Source organism: Lentilactobacillus farraginis DSM 18382 = JCM 14108, assembly GCF_000583655.1.
Lineage (GTDB): Bacteria > Bacillota > Bacilli > Lactobacillales > Lactobacillaceae > Lentilactobacillus > Lentilactobacillus farraginis.
Genome location: NZ_BAKI01000014.1, coordinates 1 through 14,615 on the forward strand (window position 1 = coordinate 1; position 14,615 = coordinate 14,615).

Here is a 14,615-nt window from a genome sequence, read left to right on the forward strand (position 1 = left end):
CCCGGGATTTCCCAAATCGACGTCTTATATTCCGGGCATTAACCGCTTAGCTCTGCACACTTTCTTAGGACTGCGCCACTAAGCAGCACCGCTCCATATAAGAGATTGATTTGAAAAATCCAAACCCAGGATTTCCCAAATCAACGTCTTATACTCCGGGTGCTAATCGCTTAGCTCTGCACACTTTCCTTTTCCTCCACCGGAATTTTATCCAGTGCCTGGCTCAAATCTGCAATCAGGTCATCCGCGTTTTCTACCCCTACTGAAACTCGGATTAAATCTGGTGTAATGCCGGCTTCTTTGAGTTCTTCCTCGTTCAATTGCGCATGCGTCGTTGAAGCCGGATGGATAATCAATGACTTGGCATCCGCCACGTTAGCCAACAATGAGAAGAGCTTCAGGTTCTCGATTAACTGTTTGCCGGCTTTTTCGCCGCCCTTTAAACCAAGGGTAAAGATCGAGCCGACACCCTTTGGGAAGTACTTTTCAGCCAAATCATGATACTTACTGTCTTCAAGACCCGGATAATTAATCCAAGCCACTTTGGGATGATTATGAAGGAAGTTAACGATTTTTTTAGTATTTTCAACGTGACGTTCAACCCGCAATGAGAGCGATTCAAGTCCCTGCAATAAGAGGAATGAGTTAAACGGACTGATGGTTGCTCCCAAATCCCGCAAAGATTCTGCCCGAACTTTGGTAGTGAAAGCACCACCGCCCAGATCAGCAAAGACCAAACCATTATATTGCGCGTTTGGTTCGGTAAAGCCAGGGTAACGGCCGCTTGCTTTCCAGTCAAATTTGCCGTTTTCGACAATCACGCCACCCATAGTTGTTCCATGACCGCCAATAAACTTGGTTGCTGAATGAACGACAACGTCAGCCCCATGATCCAATGGCCGAACCAGATATGGTGTGCCAAAGGTATTGTCAACGATTAAAATAATTCCGTGTTTGTGTGCAATTTCAGCCACCGCTTCAAAGTCAATCAGGTTAATCCCAGGATTCCCAATACTTTCAATGTAAAGCGCCTTGGTATGCTCGTTAATTGGTGCTTCAAAATTAGCCGGATCATCCGGATCAACAAAATGAGTTTTAATTCCCAGCTTTGGTAATGTGACGTTAAATAAGTTAAAGGTGCCACCATAAAGCGTGCTTGCGGAAACAATTTCATCACCCTTGCCGGCAACGTTTAAAATTGCGGCGGTAATCGCAGCGGAGCCGGTTGCCAAAGTAACCCCGGCAGTCCCGTTTTCAAGCGCCGCTACCCGTTTGTCCACAACATCGGTCGTTGGATTGGTTAATCGGGTATAGATGTTACCGGGATCAGTTAAGCCAAATCGGCCAGCCGCCTGCTCCGGGTTATCAAAAACGTATGAGGTGGTTTGATAAATTGGAACCGCCCGCGAACCGGTTTCATCAACTGTTTGGCCTGCATGAACCTGTAATGTTTCAAAATGTAAATCGTTATTTTCTTCTGTCATAATGAAATTCCTACTTTCTTATCGACTAATAAATGCGTCCAATTTTCATATAGTTTTTGACTGGCATCCCGCCAAGTATAATTAACGATTCCGGCAACCGGGTCTGCAAAATAATTAACAGGAGGTTGAATTGGCAGATTCTTGTACAGATCCCGGTAATATTCGTTTGCCAGCGTCTTTTCCTGATACTCCGGGTGCCCGGTGACATACGTTGTATGATATGTGTTTGATGAAAGAATAATCGGGCCGGATTGCGGTGCAGTGGCAATCACTTTTAAGTCACCCGACAGTTTGGCTTCATCAAGAATAATCTCGGTATGTCGTGACTGGGGCATCCGAAGCAGCCCCCCGGCACCAAAGCCTCTGGCAAGTGGTGATTCGTGGTCCACTCTGACCGCCGTAAAAATACCAAACAATTTATTCGGCAGCAGCCGCTTTTGAATCCCATAATCCAGATATAAGCCGGCTTGTGCTGCCCAGCATTCATGGAGCTGCTGCTTAACGTGCGTGTGGCCCCAATGAATAATCCGCTGAAGTTCATCCCAATAATCAACCTGCTTGAATGGCAGTTTTTCAACGGGTGACCCCGTAATGATTAACCCGTCATAATACCGATTGGCAATCTGATTCCAACAGACATAGTCAGTTTCGATCTTTTCCCGTGAAGTCCCTTTGAAATGATGGGTGTACGGATACATAAACGTCATTTCAACATCTGATTCCAATTGATTAAAGCCGGTTAAAAACTGAAACTCGGTTTCTTTTCTGGTTGGCATTAAATTCAAAACCAGAATCGACAGCGGATGATTTAATTTTTGATTGGTCCACTGGCCATCGGCGTGAAGAAAGCCATTAATTGCGTTTGCTGCCATAAACATCAACTCCCAAGATACTGACATAACAACAACTGATACTTTTAAGTCAACTATTCAAATGAATCACTCAATTATTTTGGTCACTTATCTTTAAAATAACAGTAAATAAAAAATTCGCCCCATAGTTGATTCCAACTACAGGACGAATTTTCGTGTTACCACCCTTGATTCATTGCTATTTCACAATAACAACCTCGGCAGGTACATCAATTAAAACCGTGCATGTGCGATAAAAGATCGGCCAGCCAATTCAATTTTCGATTCAATCGGGAAGGCTTGTCAATATATCGTCACCGCTAAGTGGTTCATTACAACAATCAGCCGCTTTTCTGATATACCCCGCAATATATCGGTTGCTACCGGATGCGTCAGCCTTTCGACCGGGCACCAGACTCTGAGCTCATCTTCGCGTAACTGCAAGCTGCCTCTCTCACCGGACAAGGCTCTCTGTTGTGCTCACAGGGACGTTACTCTTCTCGTCAACATCTAATAGTTCTTTAATAATTGTCACTAACTTTATCATCGTTAATTTAGATTGTCAACTGTATTTTTTAATTTTTCCGCAAAAACTGATTTAAAGCTTCACGTGATAATATTGATCTATCACTTCTCAACCCCCGTTACATGGTCTGATCACTCACCAAGACTGATTTTGAAAGCCCCCATTATAGCTTTATTTAAGGCAAATCCCTTAATGATCATAATTTCTTTCTATCAATCCCCAAAATTAAAAAAAGTTTTCCAATTACCGCTTCACGCCTATAATATTGATATACATTTAAAAAAATTGAGGAATTGATCATGAAAAATTCAGTTACCGAAGATGAAGTTATTGCGCTTTGCGGTAAAGTCGGCAAAATTCTTTTAACCAGCGGTGCGGAAACTTCACGAGTAGAAAGTACAGTCGAATATATCGGCAAAGCCGCCCACTATGATATTGCCTGCCACGCCACCATTACAGCGCTTTTTGTCGGCACCAACAATCAGTCACGGACTCACTTGGTTAAAGCGCGTCTAGGCGACTGGAACCTGCAAAAAGTTGACGAAATTAATACCGTGTCCAGAAAATTTGTTCGGGGCCAACTTGATTTTTTCGCGTTAAAAAGTGCTGTCGAAAAAATTGATCGCAAGGTAATTGATTTTAACTGGCCGCTCAAAATTATCGGTGCCGGGTTTGTTTCAGTTGCACCGATGCTGCTGTTTAAGGCAACTTGGATCGATTTGACCTACGCTTTTTTTGTCGGGATCCTTGGTTACTTAGGAACTATTCTGGCAGGCTATCGAATTAAAACGCCCTATGCCGCGCGGGATGCGGTGGCTTCATCGTTGGCTTTTTGGCAGCCACACTTCAACTTTCAGGTCTCGGCAGCAGCGCCGGCAACATCATTGTCAGTGCGTTGATGCCGCTGGTCCCTGGTGTCGCGATCACCAATTCATTTCGGGAAATCGTTGATCGAAACACCATCTCGGGGGTTATTCGGGCAGTCGACGCAATTATCATTGCCGGTTCAATCGGTGCCGGTGTCGTAATCGGAACGTCGCTGTGTCGGCTGATATTCGAATGGATTGGGGGCTAGATAATGCATGTTTTAATAGAATTTATCGTCAGCTTGGCTTCTACGGTCGGCTTTGGTTTGATTACCAATATTCCAAGACGCTCCCTGCTGCCGGCTGGGATTACCGGTTCTACAGCCTGGACCGTTTACTACCTGGTGCTCCAGGTTAATCACGGCTTAATCCTGTCAAACTTTTGCGCGGCAATTATTATCGGCATCCTGGGAAATATTTCTGCCGTCCTATTTAAAGTGCCGGTCAACATTATTTACGTTCCCAGCTTGGTATCCCTGGTTCCGGGTGGTATTTTGTACCTTGGTATGCGCAGCTTTACACTGGGACAGGAATCTCGAACCTCCGAATACCTATTTAACACGTTGACCATTGCAATTGCTTTAGCAGTCGGTTTTGTAGTGGCCGAAGTCATCTTCTATCGAATCAAGCCGTTACTCATCAAATGGCTTCAAACACGAAAAATATCAGGTTAATTGTTGGGAGGCAAATAACAAATGGATTTAGAACAAGAATTATTGAAACGCTTAACACAATCTGAAGATGAAATCATTCAGATTCGGCGACATCTGCACGAGCACCCTGAAATTTCCTTTAAAGAAAAGAACACCCACGCTTATATCCGGGATTTTTATAAGGACTTGGACTGTGATATTCGAAACTGCGGGACAGGTTATGGCATTCTGGTTGACATTGACAGTGGCAAGCCCGGTCCCAAGTTGGCATTAAGGCTGATTTTGATGCTTTAGCGATTCAAGAAGATAACAATTTACCATTTAAATCTAAGAACCCCGGCGTGATGCACGCCTGCGGTCACGACGGTCATACAGCATACATGATGGTTTTGGCAAAGAACTTGATTGCGCTCAAAGACCAGTTAAAAGGATCGATTCGTATCATTCACCAGCCGGCTGAAGAAGTCTATCCCGGCGGTGCCAAGTCGATGATTGAAGATGGTGCTTTGGCCGGCGTTGACAATGTGATCGGCATTCACGTTATGTCGACAATGCCAACCGGTGCCATCGGCTATCACTTGGGTGACAGTCAAACCGGTCGTTCAAATTTCACTGTCACTTTTACCGGTAAAGGCGGTCACGCTTCCATGCCACAGCTTTCAAACGACGCCATCGTTGCCGGAAGCTATTTTGTAACAGCGTTGCAGACTATCGTATCCCGCCGAATCGAACCGGCCGATCACGCCAGCATCACAGTTGGTTCTTTTGATGGTGCCGGTACCTATAACGTTATTAAAGAAGCTGTCACACTGAAGGGCGATATTCGAATTATGAAAGAATCAACCCGAACCGTCATTCATAAACAGCTCCGCCGGATTATTCAAGGAATCGAATCAACTTTTGGCGTTAAAGCAGACTATCAGATTATTACAGACGTGCCGGTTCTTTATAATGATCCGAAGTTTACGGTTCAAACAGTTGAAGATATCAAAGCGGCCAACATCCCGGAAATCACGCAGATAACTGACTTTGGCGCGCAGGATCCCTCCGAAGATTTCTCTTATTTTGCCAGAGAACGACCAAGTACTTTCTTATACGTTGGTTGTGATGTTGATGATGGCCAAACTCACCCGCATCACAGCCCTAATTTCATGATGGACGAACGGTGCTTGTTAATTGCGGCCAAAGCGGTTGGAACAGCGACATTGCGTTATTTATTTAAATAGCGAGTGGAGCAAAAAGCACGTTACCAGTATTTGCAGTATAGTAGACTTGTAACCAATATTTCAAATCACGTCGGAAAGGGAGGAATTTTTTTGAAAACAATCTTAATTTTGGGAGCTGCTGGTCAGATCTCGACTTATTTAACAGCTGATTTACTTAAAGAAACTGATTATAAATTAAAGTTATTCGCCCGAAATGCTTCCAAACGGATTAAAGTCACTGATTCCAGCCGGGAAACGCTGATTGACGGCGATTTTAAAGATAAACGCACCTTAAATGCCGCACTCGACGGTGTCGACGCCGTTTATCTAAACGAAATGCGCGACTTAGATGCCGTTAAAAACATTGTCACGCAGATGGATGCCACCGGTGTAAAAAAACTGGTTGTCGCAACTGTTTTAGGAGTTGAAGACGAAGTCAAAGGCAAGTTCGGTCAATGGAATAACGCTATGATCGCCAGTTCAATTGAACGACGCAAAAAACCGCAGCTGTCCTGAAAAAATCCGATTTGGATTACACCCAGCTGCGACTCGCCTGGTTATTTAACGATGACAATAACACCGCTTATGAAGTAACCCAAAGTGGTGAACCGTTCGGTGGGACAGAAGTCAGTCGTCAAGCCGTGGCCAAGTTGATTGTCAAAATTCTTGAAGATGATTCCGGCAAATACGCCCGCAAGAGTCTGGGTGTTAACGAACCAAATACCAAATTCGATAAGCCATCCTTCTACTGATTAAATTTGTCATTCGCGTAAAAATCAAATAGAATAGGCTTAATTTAAAAGATCCGCATTGAGCATTTTTCTCAATCGGATCTTTGATTTTCGCAACTGATTAACTTTTAAGGAGTCGTAATATGATTGATACCATGGCCGTTTTCGACCTTGATGGCACATTGTGCGATGGCGGTCCGCTGACCGTCTCACCCGCAACTGTTACCGCCATCCAAACACTAAAAGCCAGACAGGTTTTACCGGTTATCGCAACCGGCCGAAGCCATTACGAAATCATCGATTTGCTTCATCAATTGGATCTGCACACCTACATTTTAGCAAACGGCTGTTATATTATTCACCAAGACGAATTGATTCAAGACTATCATTTTCCAATCGACAAAATTGAGGCCGTTATCCGCATGGCCCAACGCAATCATGATGATGTCGGTTTTTTAATCAACAGGGTTTTGCGATTACGGGAATGAACGATTTTACCCGCCAACATGTTAATCGAAATCACCTCAAGCAAATTCCGATTTATCCCGAATTTTTTCGGCATGAGCCCGTTAATTTTCTCAACTTATACATCAAGAATGACAAAGAATCCCTTTACCAATCAGCCTTTCAAAATCAATTAAGCATTTTACGCTACGCACCAGACGCTGTTGACGTGATGCCGTTGGAAATTTCAAAGGCCCAGGGGATTTTGAAAATTAAGCAGTTAATTGGCAATCCCAATCTAAAAATCTATGCCTTCGGTGATCAAAATAACGACCTCAGCATGTTCTCATTTGCCGACTATGGTATCGCGATGCATCAAGCAAGTGACCCGCTTAAGCAACGCGCAACTTATATTGCCCAAACCGATCATGGTGTGTTGGAAGGACTTCAACACTATCGATTAATTTAACTTTCATCAATGAAGCAATCATTAGTCAGTTGATTGCTTTTTTCGCATGCCCATAATCAACATCCAAATACTGATCACTTCCAAGACAACCAGTAGCAAAAAAGCATGTTGTGAGCCGATGGCTGTTGAATGCGTAAAGTCCGCTTTGACTTGGGACAGCGAAACAATTAACGACACCACAGCCGTTCCCAGTGCCCCGGCAAATTGCTGTAGGGTGTTAAAGATGGCATTTCCGTCGGTATTATCTTTTTCGGATAATTGCGCCAAACCGTTCGTCATAATATTCCCCATACTAAAGCCGGTACCAAGCATAACCATGATATAGCCAATTAAAACAATCCACTTATTGGCCGTTAATGCGGTCGCAAACAAAAGCAGTAAGCCCAACATCTGAATTGTCAGTCCCAATCTGATTGGCTTTCCAGGACCCATTGAATCATATAATTTACCACTAAACGGTGCCAAAACGGCCCCCAACGCAGCGCCCGGAAGTAAAAGCATCCCTGCCGTCAAAGAGTTGACATGATTTACTAATTGAAGATAGTTTGGTAACACAAATGCTGTTCCAACATTCATGATCTGTGCAATCAGAAAACCGGTCAAGTGAAAATCAAACGAATGATTTTTGAAGAGCCTTAGATTAACCAACGGATTGGCGACTGTTAGTGAACGGTGAATAAACAAGCCCAACCCGATCATGCCAACAATTCCGTAAACCAAAGCACTAATAAGTGATGTTGCAACGCTGTTAAAAGCTAAGATTGCCCCCGCAAAGAAGACGGCAATTGTAAACCACGAAAATAAATCCAACTTGATTTTCTTTACTTCCGTCACCTGTTTAATGGAAAAAAGCCCCAATACCAGTGAAATCACCATAAAGACTAACAAAATCATAAAAATATAATGCCAATTAATTCCGACTAAAAGGCCACCGTACGTTGGCCCAATTGCCGGTGCAATGGCAGTTACCAGTGTCCCGATGCCCATTAAAAAGCCGATCTTATCAAGCGGTGCCTGTTCCAAAATGATATTAAACATTAGCGGCAGTGCAATCCCGGTTCCACATCCCTGAATAAGCCGGCCAATCAATAAGACACTAAACTGATTGGTAACGCTGCAGATGATTAAGCCAAGTATAAACGTAAAGTTGGCCGTCAAAAATAATTGTTTGGTTGTAAATCGTCGTTTTAAGAATCCTGAGATCGGCACAAAAATTGAAACAATTAAAAGATAACCGGTCGTTAACCATTGAATGGTTGCCGTATTAACGTCAAATTGCGCCATTAACGTTGGAAACGTGACATTCATTGCCGTTTCGATCAAGACGCCGCAAAAAGCCATCAAACCTGTGGCAACAATTGATAAATATAATTTTAGAGATACGCTTCGTGTCATAAATAACTCCTTTTAATTTTATAGTTCGATATAGAACTATAAAAACTTTCAAAGTGAATGTCAACACTTTATTCTTAAACATACCGGTTTACAAACACATAGAAATTAGGTAAACTAAATGCCAACTGATTTAGTTCTAATTAGAATTATAAAGGGAGGGATACCAACTTGACTGAACAAATTGGCATTTTGGTCAAAAACCTGGATAACGACCTGCAGCGATACTCAAATCGCCAGGCCAAAAAGCTTGGCATTACCCAGGTGCAAATGAGTATTATTGATTTTCTATATCGTAACGAAGATTATCGTGAACTCTATCAAACAGATGTGGAACGTGAATTCAATATTCAAAAGTCTTCAGCAACTGCACTGCTTCAAGGAATGGAGAAAAAAGCGCTTATCGTTCGATCGCCCTCTCAAAAGGACAGCCGATTCAAAATTATTTTGTTAACGGCCCAAGCGCGTCAATCCGCCGGACAAATTAGAGACTTTTACGATCAAACCGAAGCTGCCCTGAGAAAAGTCCTCGGTGCGCATACACCGGATTTCATTCATCAATTACAACAGCTTCACAATTATTTGGAAAATCAATTAACCAACTAAAGCAGCCGTTGGTGATCATGAGACGAGTCTCTTAACGATCATTAACGACTGCTTTTCTTAAACGATAAATCGAACCGCCATTAAAACCAGTAAAATGCCCATTACCGGCCGAAGAATCAAGGTTACCTTTCGCGGATCAAAACGAGCCAAAAATCTAGGCATGATAGCGGCGCCTACTAAAGAACCGGCCATGATCAACAGCCCCACCTGCCAGTTAATATTGCCCTGGGTAGAATGAAAGATCAGCCAACAATTGATAGCGCAATTAACGTATACGATGACGTGGCAGCTGCTTGCGGCATATTTAATCCCAGTAACAACAACCCGGCCATTACCGGACCACCACCGCTTAAACCGGCAATACCGACCATCAAACCACTAAGAACGCCAAATAGATAAACCGTCCACGGTTTCAAATTTGCGGATGATTTTCCCGGTCTCACGGATTTTAAAATTGTTTGAACACCCAATCCAAATAAAATAATGGCAATTGCCCAGTTGTAAATCGTCACTGGAATATACCCCGATACCAGGCTGCCAACGACAGTCGCCGGCAGCGCCGTGACCAATATTTTATTGCCATAACTGAATTTCATATTACCGGTCCGATAATGACTATATGTACCAACTGCCAACGCCGGCAACGCGGTAAACAAAGATGTCGCCGCCGCACTTGCCGGTGATAAGTGAGCAACGCCGATCAAGATTCCCAAATAAAAGGAACCGCCGCCACCGCCCATACTGATAATAAATGCCCCCACCAAGAAGCCTAAGAAAATTAATACAACTGCCAAAATACACCTCCAAACATTACCGACGCCTACTCAAAACCAATTTAATCAGCAACGTAGATGGCCATCCCGGTTGCTGTATCCGCCACCATTGAACCAACCGGTGAAAAGATTAACAGTAACTCAAAGTATAAGTCACCGATGCAACCGGCCGCGTGAAATGCTGCCACCAAAATAAAGACGGCTGCCTGCAACCAACCGGCTAAAAAAGCCCCTGCCAAAATCGCCGTCACTAAAATTAGCGGCATGATACCAATCACCATAAACTGCCAGCGTTTATAAAGCCGCCCCGGGTTAGTGGCATAAAGCATCCCCTGGGCATAACCATATTTGACCCGGTCTTTCGGATGGAAAAGCTTAAAAAACAGACCATGAATCAGCTCGTGAATTGGCAACGAAGCAACCAACAGGACTGCAATTAAAATCAACTGCAACAAATCAATCGAAAATATATTGAAGCCGGTGAATTGAATCAGACCAAATAAAACCAACAGGAAAACTGGGATACTAGCAAGGTTCAGCAAGATTTGAAGACCTTTATGATTTAAAATATCGACCTGTTTATGTAATTTCATCATCAACCTCAATTTCGGATACGTTTCATTTTATCTTATCACGTTCACAAATATTTAAAAAGGCCGTGTTATTTCGCCGATGAACGATCGGAAAAATAACACGGTCCTTTTAATAATCGCGATTTAAAAGGGTGATTTAAATCTTGCCGACTAACTGGGTACCTGGTTTAAGCGTCTTTTCACCCGGCTTCCAGTTGGCTGGGCAAACCCGGTCACCATGTTCGGCAACGAATTGGGCTGCTTCCAATGTCCGCAAAACTTCTTGGGCATTTCGGCCAATTCCCATATCATTAATGGTATATGAACGAACCTTACCTTCTGGGTCAATGATAAATACACCACGGTATGCCTGACCAGCATCTTCATCCAACACGCCAAAGAAACGAGCTAACTTTCCAGCAGGATCGGCAACCATTGGGTATTGAACCTTGCCGACCTCGTCACTTTTTTCGTGCCATGCCTGATGAACAAATTCCGTGTCTTCAGAAACAGAATAAATTTCGGCACCAGCCTTTTTGAAGGCATCGTAGTTGTCAGCCAAGTCCCCTAATTCCGTCGGGCAGACAAAGGAGAAGTCAGCCGGATAGAAGAAGACAATGGACCAGTGACCCAAGAGATCGCTCTTGGTAACCGACTTAACGTCGCCATCCTGATAAGCATTTACCTTAAAATCTTCAATTTCTTTACCGATAAAGTTCATTCAAAATCCCTCCAAATTTTTTGATCTGTTTCTATTTTAAACTACTTTTGAAGAGTATACAATAACAATTCTAAATTAATATTGATTATAATTTCCCCACTCAACTATTTGCCATAAATTTTCTTGGCCAAACTAAATGCCGACCATGCCTTTGGCCAACCGGCGTAAAAAGCCAACTGCGTAATCAACTCAACCATTTCGGTTTTAGTAACACCGTTTTGTTTGGCCATCTTCATGTGCGCTTCCAACTGTGGGAAAAGCCCTTGTGACATCAGGCTGGCGCAGGTAATCATGCTTCGATCACGGGCAGAAAGTGCCTTTTGACGTGACCAGACTTCCCCAAATAACACATCATCATTTAATTCGGCAAATTTAGGCGCAAAATCGCCCAAATTATCACGCCCCGCTGTTTGTTTCTTTACCATAACTATTTCACCCCTAATTGATTATATTCATTATCCGATACCGGCTCCAACCACTCAGGCGTGCCGGCCGTAATGGCAATATGTTCAAACCAGCTGTCCCTGGTAGCTCCATGCCAGTGCTTAACACCATCATGAGTAACCACCACATCACCGGGAACCAAGTGCTGCGCGGGCTTGCCGGCTTCCTGATACCAGCCTTCACCACCGGTTACCAACAAAATCTGATAACCATTATGGTGAATGTGCCAGTTGTTTCGACAGCCCGGTTCAAACGTCACATTGCCAACGTTCACATTAACACTGGGGTCATCAACTAATCCCTGCAAATAACTTTGACCAACAAAGTACTTCGCAAAAGTTTCATTTTTAGGCCCTGATGGAAAAATCACGCCGTCTTTTACCGATTGATTCTTAATTGTCATATTTCATCCGCCTTTCTGCTTTACAAATCCCAGCGTACAACTTAAAGTGGACTTTAAGTCAACAATTATTTTAAAGAAAAGGAGAAAGGGTATGCAGGAGCTCCAAAGCAAGACCTATCCGATCGGCACGTTTGCCAAAAAAATCGGCTTAAGTGCATCAACTATTAGATATTACGAACGGGAAGGACTATTGAAATCCCACCGTGACCATGCCGGAAGACGATACTTTACCAACTCGGATATTGACTGGGTAAAATTTCTGCTTCACTTAAAAGGAACCGGCATGCGGATTCAGGAACTAAAACAATACGTTCAATGGCGGGCCCAGGGAGATGCGACCATTCCCGATCGACTCGCCCTGCTTAAAGAAACCCAAGACAACTTCCGCCAAAGGTTTCGAGAAGTCCAACACCATTTGGAAATTCTCAACGATAAAATTGCTTGGTACGAAGCTAAGGAACGGGGCAATGTTAATAATCAGGAACCCTTTCAAGACTACTTAAACCGACTCGGCCATTCGGAATAACGGTTTACAAATTCCTCATTCCACGATAAAGTAATGGCTGAGGACCTGTTGCATTTCGATGTTAAGAACTATCATAGAAAGGATTTACATATGCGAAAACTGCTTTTAACCGCGTTAATTTTTGGTTCGTTAATCGGCATTGCTAATTACACATTAATGGCCAGCGCCAGTTCACAGTCCAAGCCTGCCAAATCCGGTCTTATCGGTCGATATGAGGGCACTATCAGAAATAAATTCTACAAAGTCAAAAAAGAATTTAAAGTCAATCTGCGATTTTATAATCAACAGGACGCTTCCGTGATTAAGAAATCAGTCGTTCTGCCCAAGGGAACCGTTATTGTCAGCCGCGGCGAGACTTATTACAAAAACTACGTCGTTGACAACGATTTTAACATTAACTCGCTGCGCTATGAACTTCAAAACGATGTTTTTGACACCTCTACCCATCCCAATCGGGTCCGCTTCGATTCCCAAATTCCGGCTTCCAAAGTTACGTTGATTAACCGGGGCAGTCAGTCACTGTCACACGACAACCAACTGTTTTCAAATAATCAGTTAAAAAACAAGCCTACTGGTTTCCAAAAATAATCACGACAAAAACTTTCGAAAAAATACCACTGAAAGGCAATTTAAACTTGCTTTCAGTGGTATTTTTTGAGCTCTAAATTTACTTATCAAACTCGGATTCGATGGGGACTTTCCTTACCGGAAATTTCCATCAATGTGTCATCCAATGACTGTTTGACCATGTTCTTAACCGCGTGATCCGTATAGAAGGCCACGTGGGGCGTCAAAAAGACATTGTCCATATTCATTAACTTGGTATAAACAGGCAGCGGAATCTTATCTTCACCAACAAATGATTGATTGAAGATTTTAGTTTCATCCTGAATCACGTCAATGCCGGCTCCGGCAATTTGACCATTTTCCAACGCATCAACCAAAGCATCCGTGTCGACAATCGGTCCCCGGGAACAGTTAATAAATAATGCCGAATTCTTCATTTTGGCGAACTGTTCCTTACCGATCATATGATAGTTTTGGTCACTCATGTAGGTATGCATGGTAATTAAGTCGGCGTTCTTATAAATCTCTTCTTTGGTTGTATATTCAACCAGATCCCGAAAGTTATCGTTTTCTTTAATGTCATTACCGAGAACCCGCTTGGCACCCAAAGCTTTAAAAATTTGAGCTACGGTACTGCCGATGCGGCCAACCCCGATAATTCCGATAGTTAAATTGGAAATCTCCTTTGAGCGTAACCCGTCAACGATGTAATCATTTTGACGAATCCGCTTTTGGAATTGTGGGATGTGCCGAAGCAAATTCATCGCATGGGTTAAGGTCATTTCCGCAACTGCCCGCGGTGAATACGACGGCACGTTGGTAACTGTCAAGCCGTTTTCTTTAGCATATTTCAAATTACACGAATCCACCCCGGCAGACCGCAGTGCCAGTTGATGAATACCGTACTCATGGAGCTTTTGATAAAGTGCCGGCCCATCGGTGAGCTTACTGCGTTGGCGGTAATCAATACCGTCATAACCTTCTGCAAGATGAACCGTATCATCGTGCAATTCAATTGAATTAAAATCAACTTGAACATCGGGATGTTCAGCAGCCCACTCGACAACAAATTCCCGTTCATAACCCAAAATATTATACACTAAAATCTTTTTCAAAAAGTCCACCACCTGTATGTAATTTGACTGATTTAATTGACAACAATTAACAACGGCAAAATTATAATCTGATTAAATTATACTAAAAGAATACCTCATTGACGCCGCAAAGTCAAAGCCGGTTAGGGCGAGTGTTATTTTTTCTTACATTAGTGCTAAAAATAGCTGTCACTTTCAAAAAAGGAAAGTGACAGCTATTTGTAAGGTTGGTCGTTGATGATTGAGACCATTTGTGTTTTTTGTTGCCGAGCTGAAACGTGCTCCACA

The 14,615-nt window shown here is 43.1% G+C and carries 14 protein-coding genes and 4 pseudogenes; 9 read left to right on the forward strand and 9 right to left on the reverse strand.

All coding sequences use genetic code 11. The features are described 5' to 3' along the window. Nucleotides 1-170: 170 nt before the first annotated feature. Complete coding sequence (locus JCM14108_RS06510; RefSeq protein WP_035179437.1) at nt 171-1,484, reverse strand: O-acetylhomoserine aminocarboxypropyltransferase/cysteine synthase family protein; 1,314 nt, start codon at nt 1,482-1,484, stop codon at nt 171-173. Next, nucleotides 1,481-2,362: a homoserine O-acetyltransferase/O-succinyltransferase family protein gene (locus JCM14108_RS06515; RefSeq protein WP_035179439.1), complete on the reverse strand. Its 882-nt coding sequence runs from the start codon at nt 2,360-2,362 to the stop codon at nt 1,481-1,483. Before JCM14108_RS06515 ends, JCM14108_RS06510 begins: the two co-directional genes overlap by 4 nt. A gap of 798 nt (nt 2,363-3,160) precedes the next feature. On the opposite strand from JCM14108_RS06515, the pseudogene JCM14108_RS06520 reads away from it, so the two are divergent. The 6 genes and pseudogenes from JCM14108_RS06520 to JCM14108_RS15860 all read left to right on the forward strand — a co-directional run bounded on the left by JCM14108_RS06520 (nt 3,161) and on the right by JCM14108_RS15860 (nt 7,229). Next, a pseudogene (locus tag JCM14108_RS06520) lies at nt 3,161-3,936 on the forward strand (threonine/serine exporter family protein). Between the two features lie 3 nt (nt 3,937-3,939). Continuing rightward, nucleotides 3,940-4,401, forward strand: coding sequence for a threonine/serine exporter family protein (locus JCM14108_RS06525; protein ID WP_035179441.1), 462 nt, complete (start codon nt 3,940-3,942; stop codon nt 4,399-4,401). 21 nt (nt 4,402-4,422) lie between these two features. Then, nucleotides 4,423-5,606 (forward strand): annotated as a pseudogene (locus tag JCM14108_RS06530) (amidohydrolase). A gap of 90 nt (nt 5,607-5,696) precedes the next feature. Next, nucleotides 5,697-6,337, forward strand: a pseudogene (locus JCM14108_RS16205) (NAD(P)H-binding protein). Between the two features lie 122 nt (nt 6,338-6,459). Then, nucleotides 6,460-6,804, forward strand: a complete 345-nt coding sequence (locus JCM14108_RS15855; protein ID WP_272944522.1) for an HAD family hydrolase — start codon at nt 6,460-6,462, stop codon at nt 6,802-6,804. After that, nucleotides 6,801-7,229, forward strand: a complete 429-nt coding sequence (locus JCM14108_RS15860; RefSeq protein ID WP_272944523.1) for an HAD hydrolase family protein — start codon at nt 6,801-6,803, stop codon at nt 7,227-7,229. Before JCM14108_RS15855 ends, JCM14108_RS15860 begins: the two co-directional genes overlap by 4 nt. Nucleotides 7,230-7,250: 21 nt before the next feature. Here JCM14108_RS15860 and JCM14108_RS06545 read toward each other — a convergent pair whose 3' ends face one another. Next, nucleotides 7,251-8,624 carry a DHA2 family efflux MFS transporter permease subunit gene (locus tag JCM14108_RS06545; RefSeq protein WP_035179444.1) on the reverse strand — a complete coding sequence of 458 codons (1,374 nt, stop codon included), beginning with the start codon at nt 8,622-8,624 and terminating at the stop codon, nt 7,251-7,253. A 168-nt stretch (nt 8,625-8,792) separates the two neighbouring features. Between JCM14108_RS06545 and JCM14108_RS06550 the strand changes: the two genes are divergently transcribed. Further along, nucleotides 8,793-9,227: a MarR family winged helix-turn-helix transcriptional regulator gene (locus JCM14108_RS06550; protein ID WP_035179447.1), complete on the forward strand. Its 435-nt coding sequence runs from the start codon at nt 8,793-8,795 to the stop codon at nt 9,225-9,227. Nucleotides 9,228-9,284: 57 nt separating this feature from the next. On the opposite strand, the pseudogene JCM14108_RS06555 reads toward JCM14108_RS06550, so the two are convergent. From JCM14108_RS06555 to JCM14108_RS06575, 5 genes and pseudogenes are all read right to left on the reverse strand, one after another. Continuing rightward, a pseudogene (locus JCM14108_RS06555) lies at nt 9,285-10,021 on the reverse strand (sulfite exporter TauE/SafE family protein). A 41-nt stretch (nt 10,022-10,062) separates the two neighbouring features. After that, nucleotides 10,063-10,593, reverse strand: coding sequence for a DUF3267 domain-containing protein (locus tag JCM14108_RS06560; RefSeq protein ID WP_035179449.1), 531 nt, complete (start codon nt 10,591-10,593; stop codon nt 10,063-10,065). Nucleotides 10,594-10,729: 136 nt separating this feature from the next. Continuing rightward, on the reverse strand, nt 10,730-11,293 hold the full coding sequence (ahpC, locus tag JCM14108_RS06565) for an alkyl hydroperoxide reductase subunit C (RefSeq protein ID WP_035179452.1): 564 nt from the start codon (nt 11,291-11,293) through the stop codon (nt 10,730-10,732). Nucleotides 11,294-11,397: 104 nt separating this feature from the next. Beyond that, on the reverse strand, nt 11,398-11,718 hold the full coding sequence (locus JCM14108_RS06570) for a carboxymuconolactone decarboxylase family protein (protein ID WP_035179455.1): 321 nt from the start codon (nt 11,716-11,718) through the stop codon (nt 11,398-11,400). Between the two features lie 2 nt (nt 11,719-11,720). Next, complete coding sequence (locus JCM14108_RS06575; RefSeq protein WP_035179458.1) at nt 11,721-12,140, reverse strand: cupin domain-containing protein; 420 nt, start codon at nt 12,138-12,140, stop codon at nt 11,721-11,723. 91 nt (nt 12,141-12,231) lie between these two features. On the opposite strand from JCM14108_RS06575, the gene JCM14108_RS06580 reads away from it, so the two are divergent. Both JCM14108_RS06580 and JCM14108_RS06585 read left to right on the forward strand, forming a co-directional pair. After that, the gene (locus JCM14108_RS06580; protein WP_035179461.1) at nt 12,232-12,666 is read left to right on the forward strand and encodes a MerR family transcriptional regulator; all 435 of its coding nucleotides are present in this window, start codon (nt 12,232-12,234) and stop codon (nt 12,664-12,666) included. 90 nt (nt 12,667-12,756) lie between these two features. Then, nucleotides 12,757-13,254, forward strand: a complete 498-nt coding sequence (locus tag JCM14108_RS06585) for a hypothetical protein (protein WP_051996064.1) — start codon at nt 12,757-12,759, stop codon at nt 13,252-13,254. 86 nt (nt 13,255-13,340) lie between these two features. On the opposite strand, the gene JCM14108_RS06590 is transcribed toward JCM14108_RS06585, so the two are convergent. Further along, complete coding sequence (locus JCM14108_RS06590; RefSeq protein WP_081759864.1) at nt 13,341-14,360, reverse strand: D-2-hydroxyacid dehydrogenase; 1,020 nt, start codon at nt 14,358-14,360, stop codon at nt 13,341-13,343. Nucleotides 14,361-14,615 lie beyond the last annotated feature (255 nt).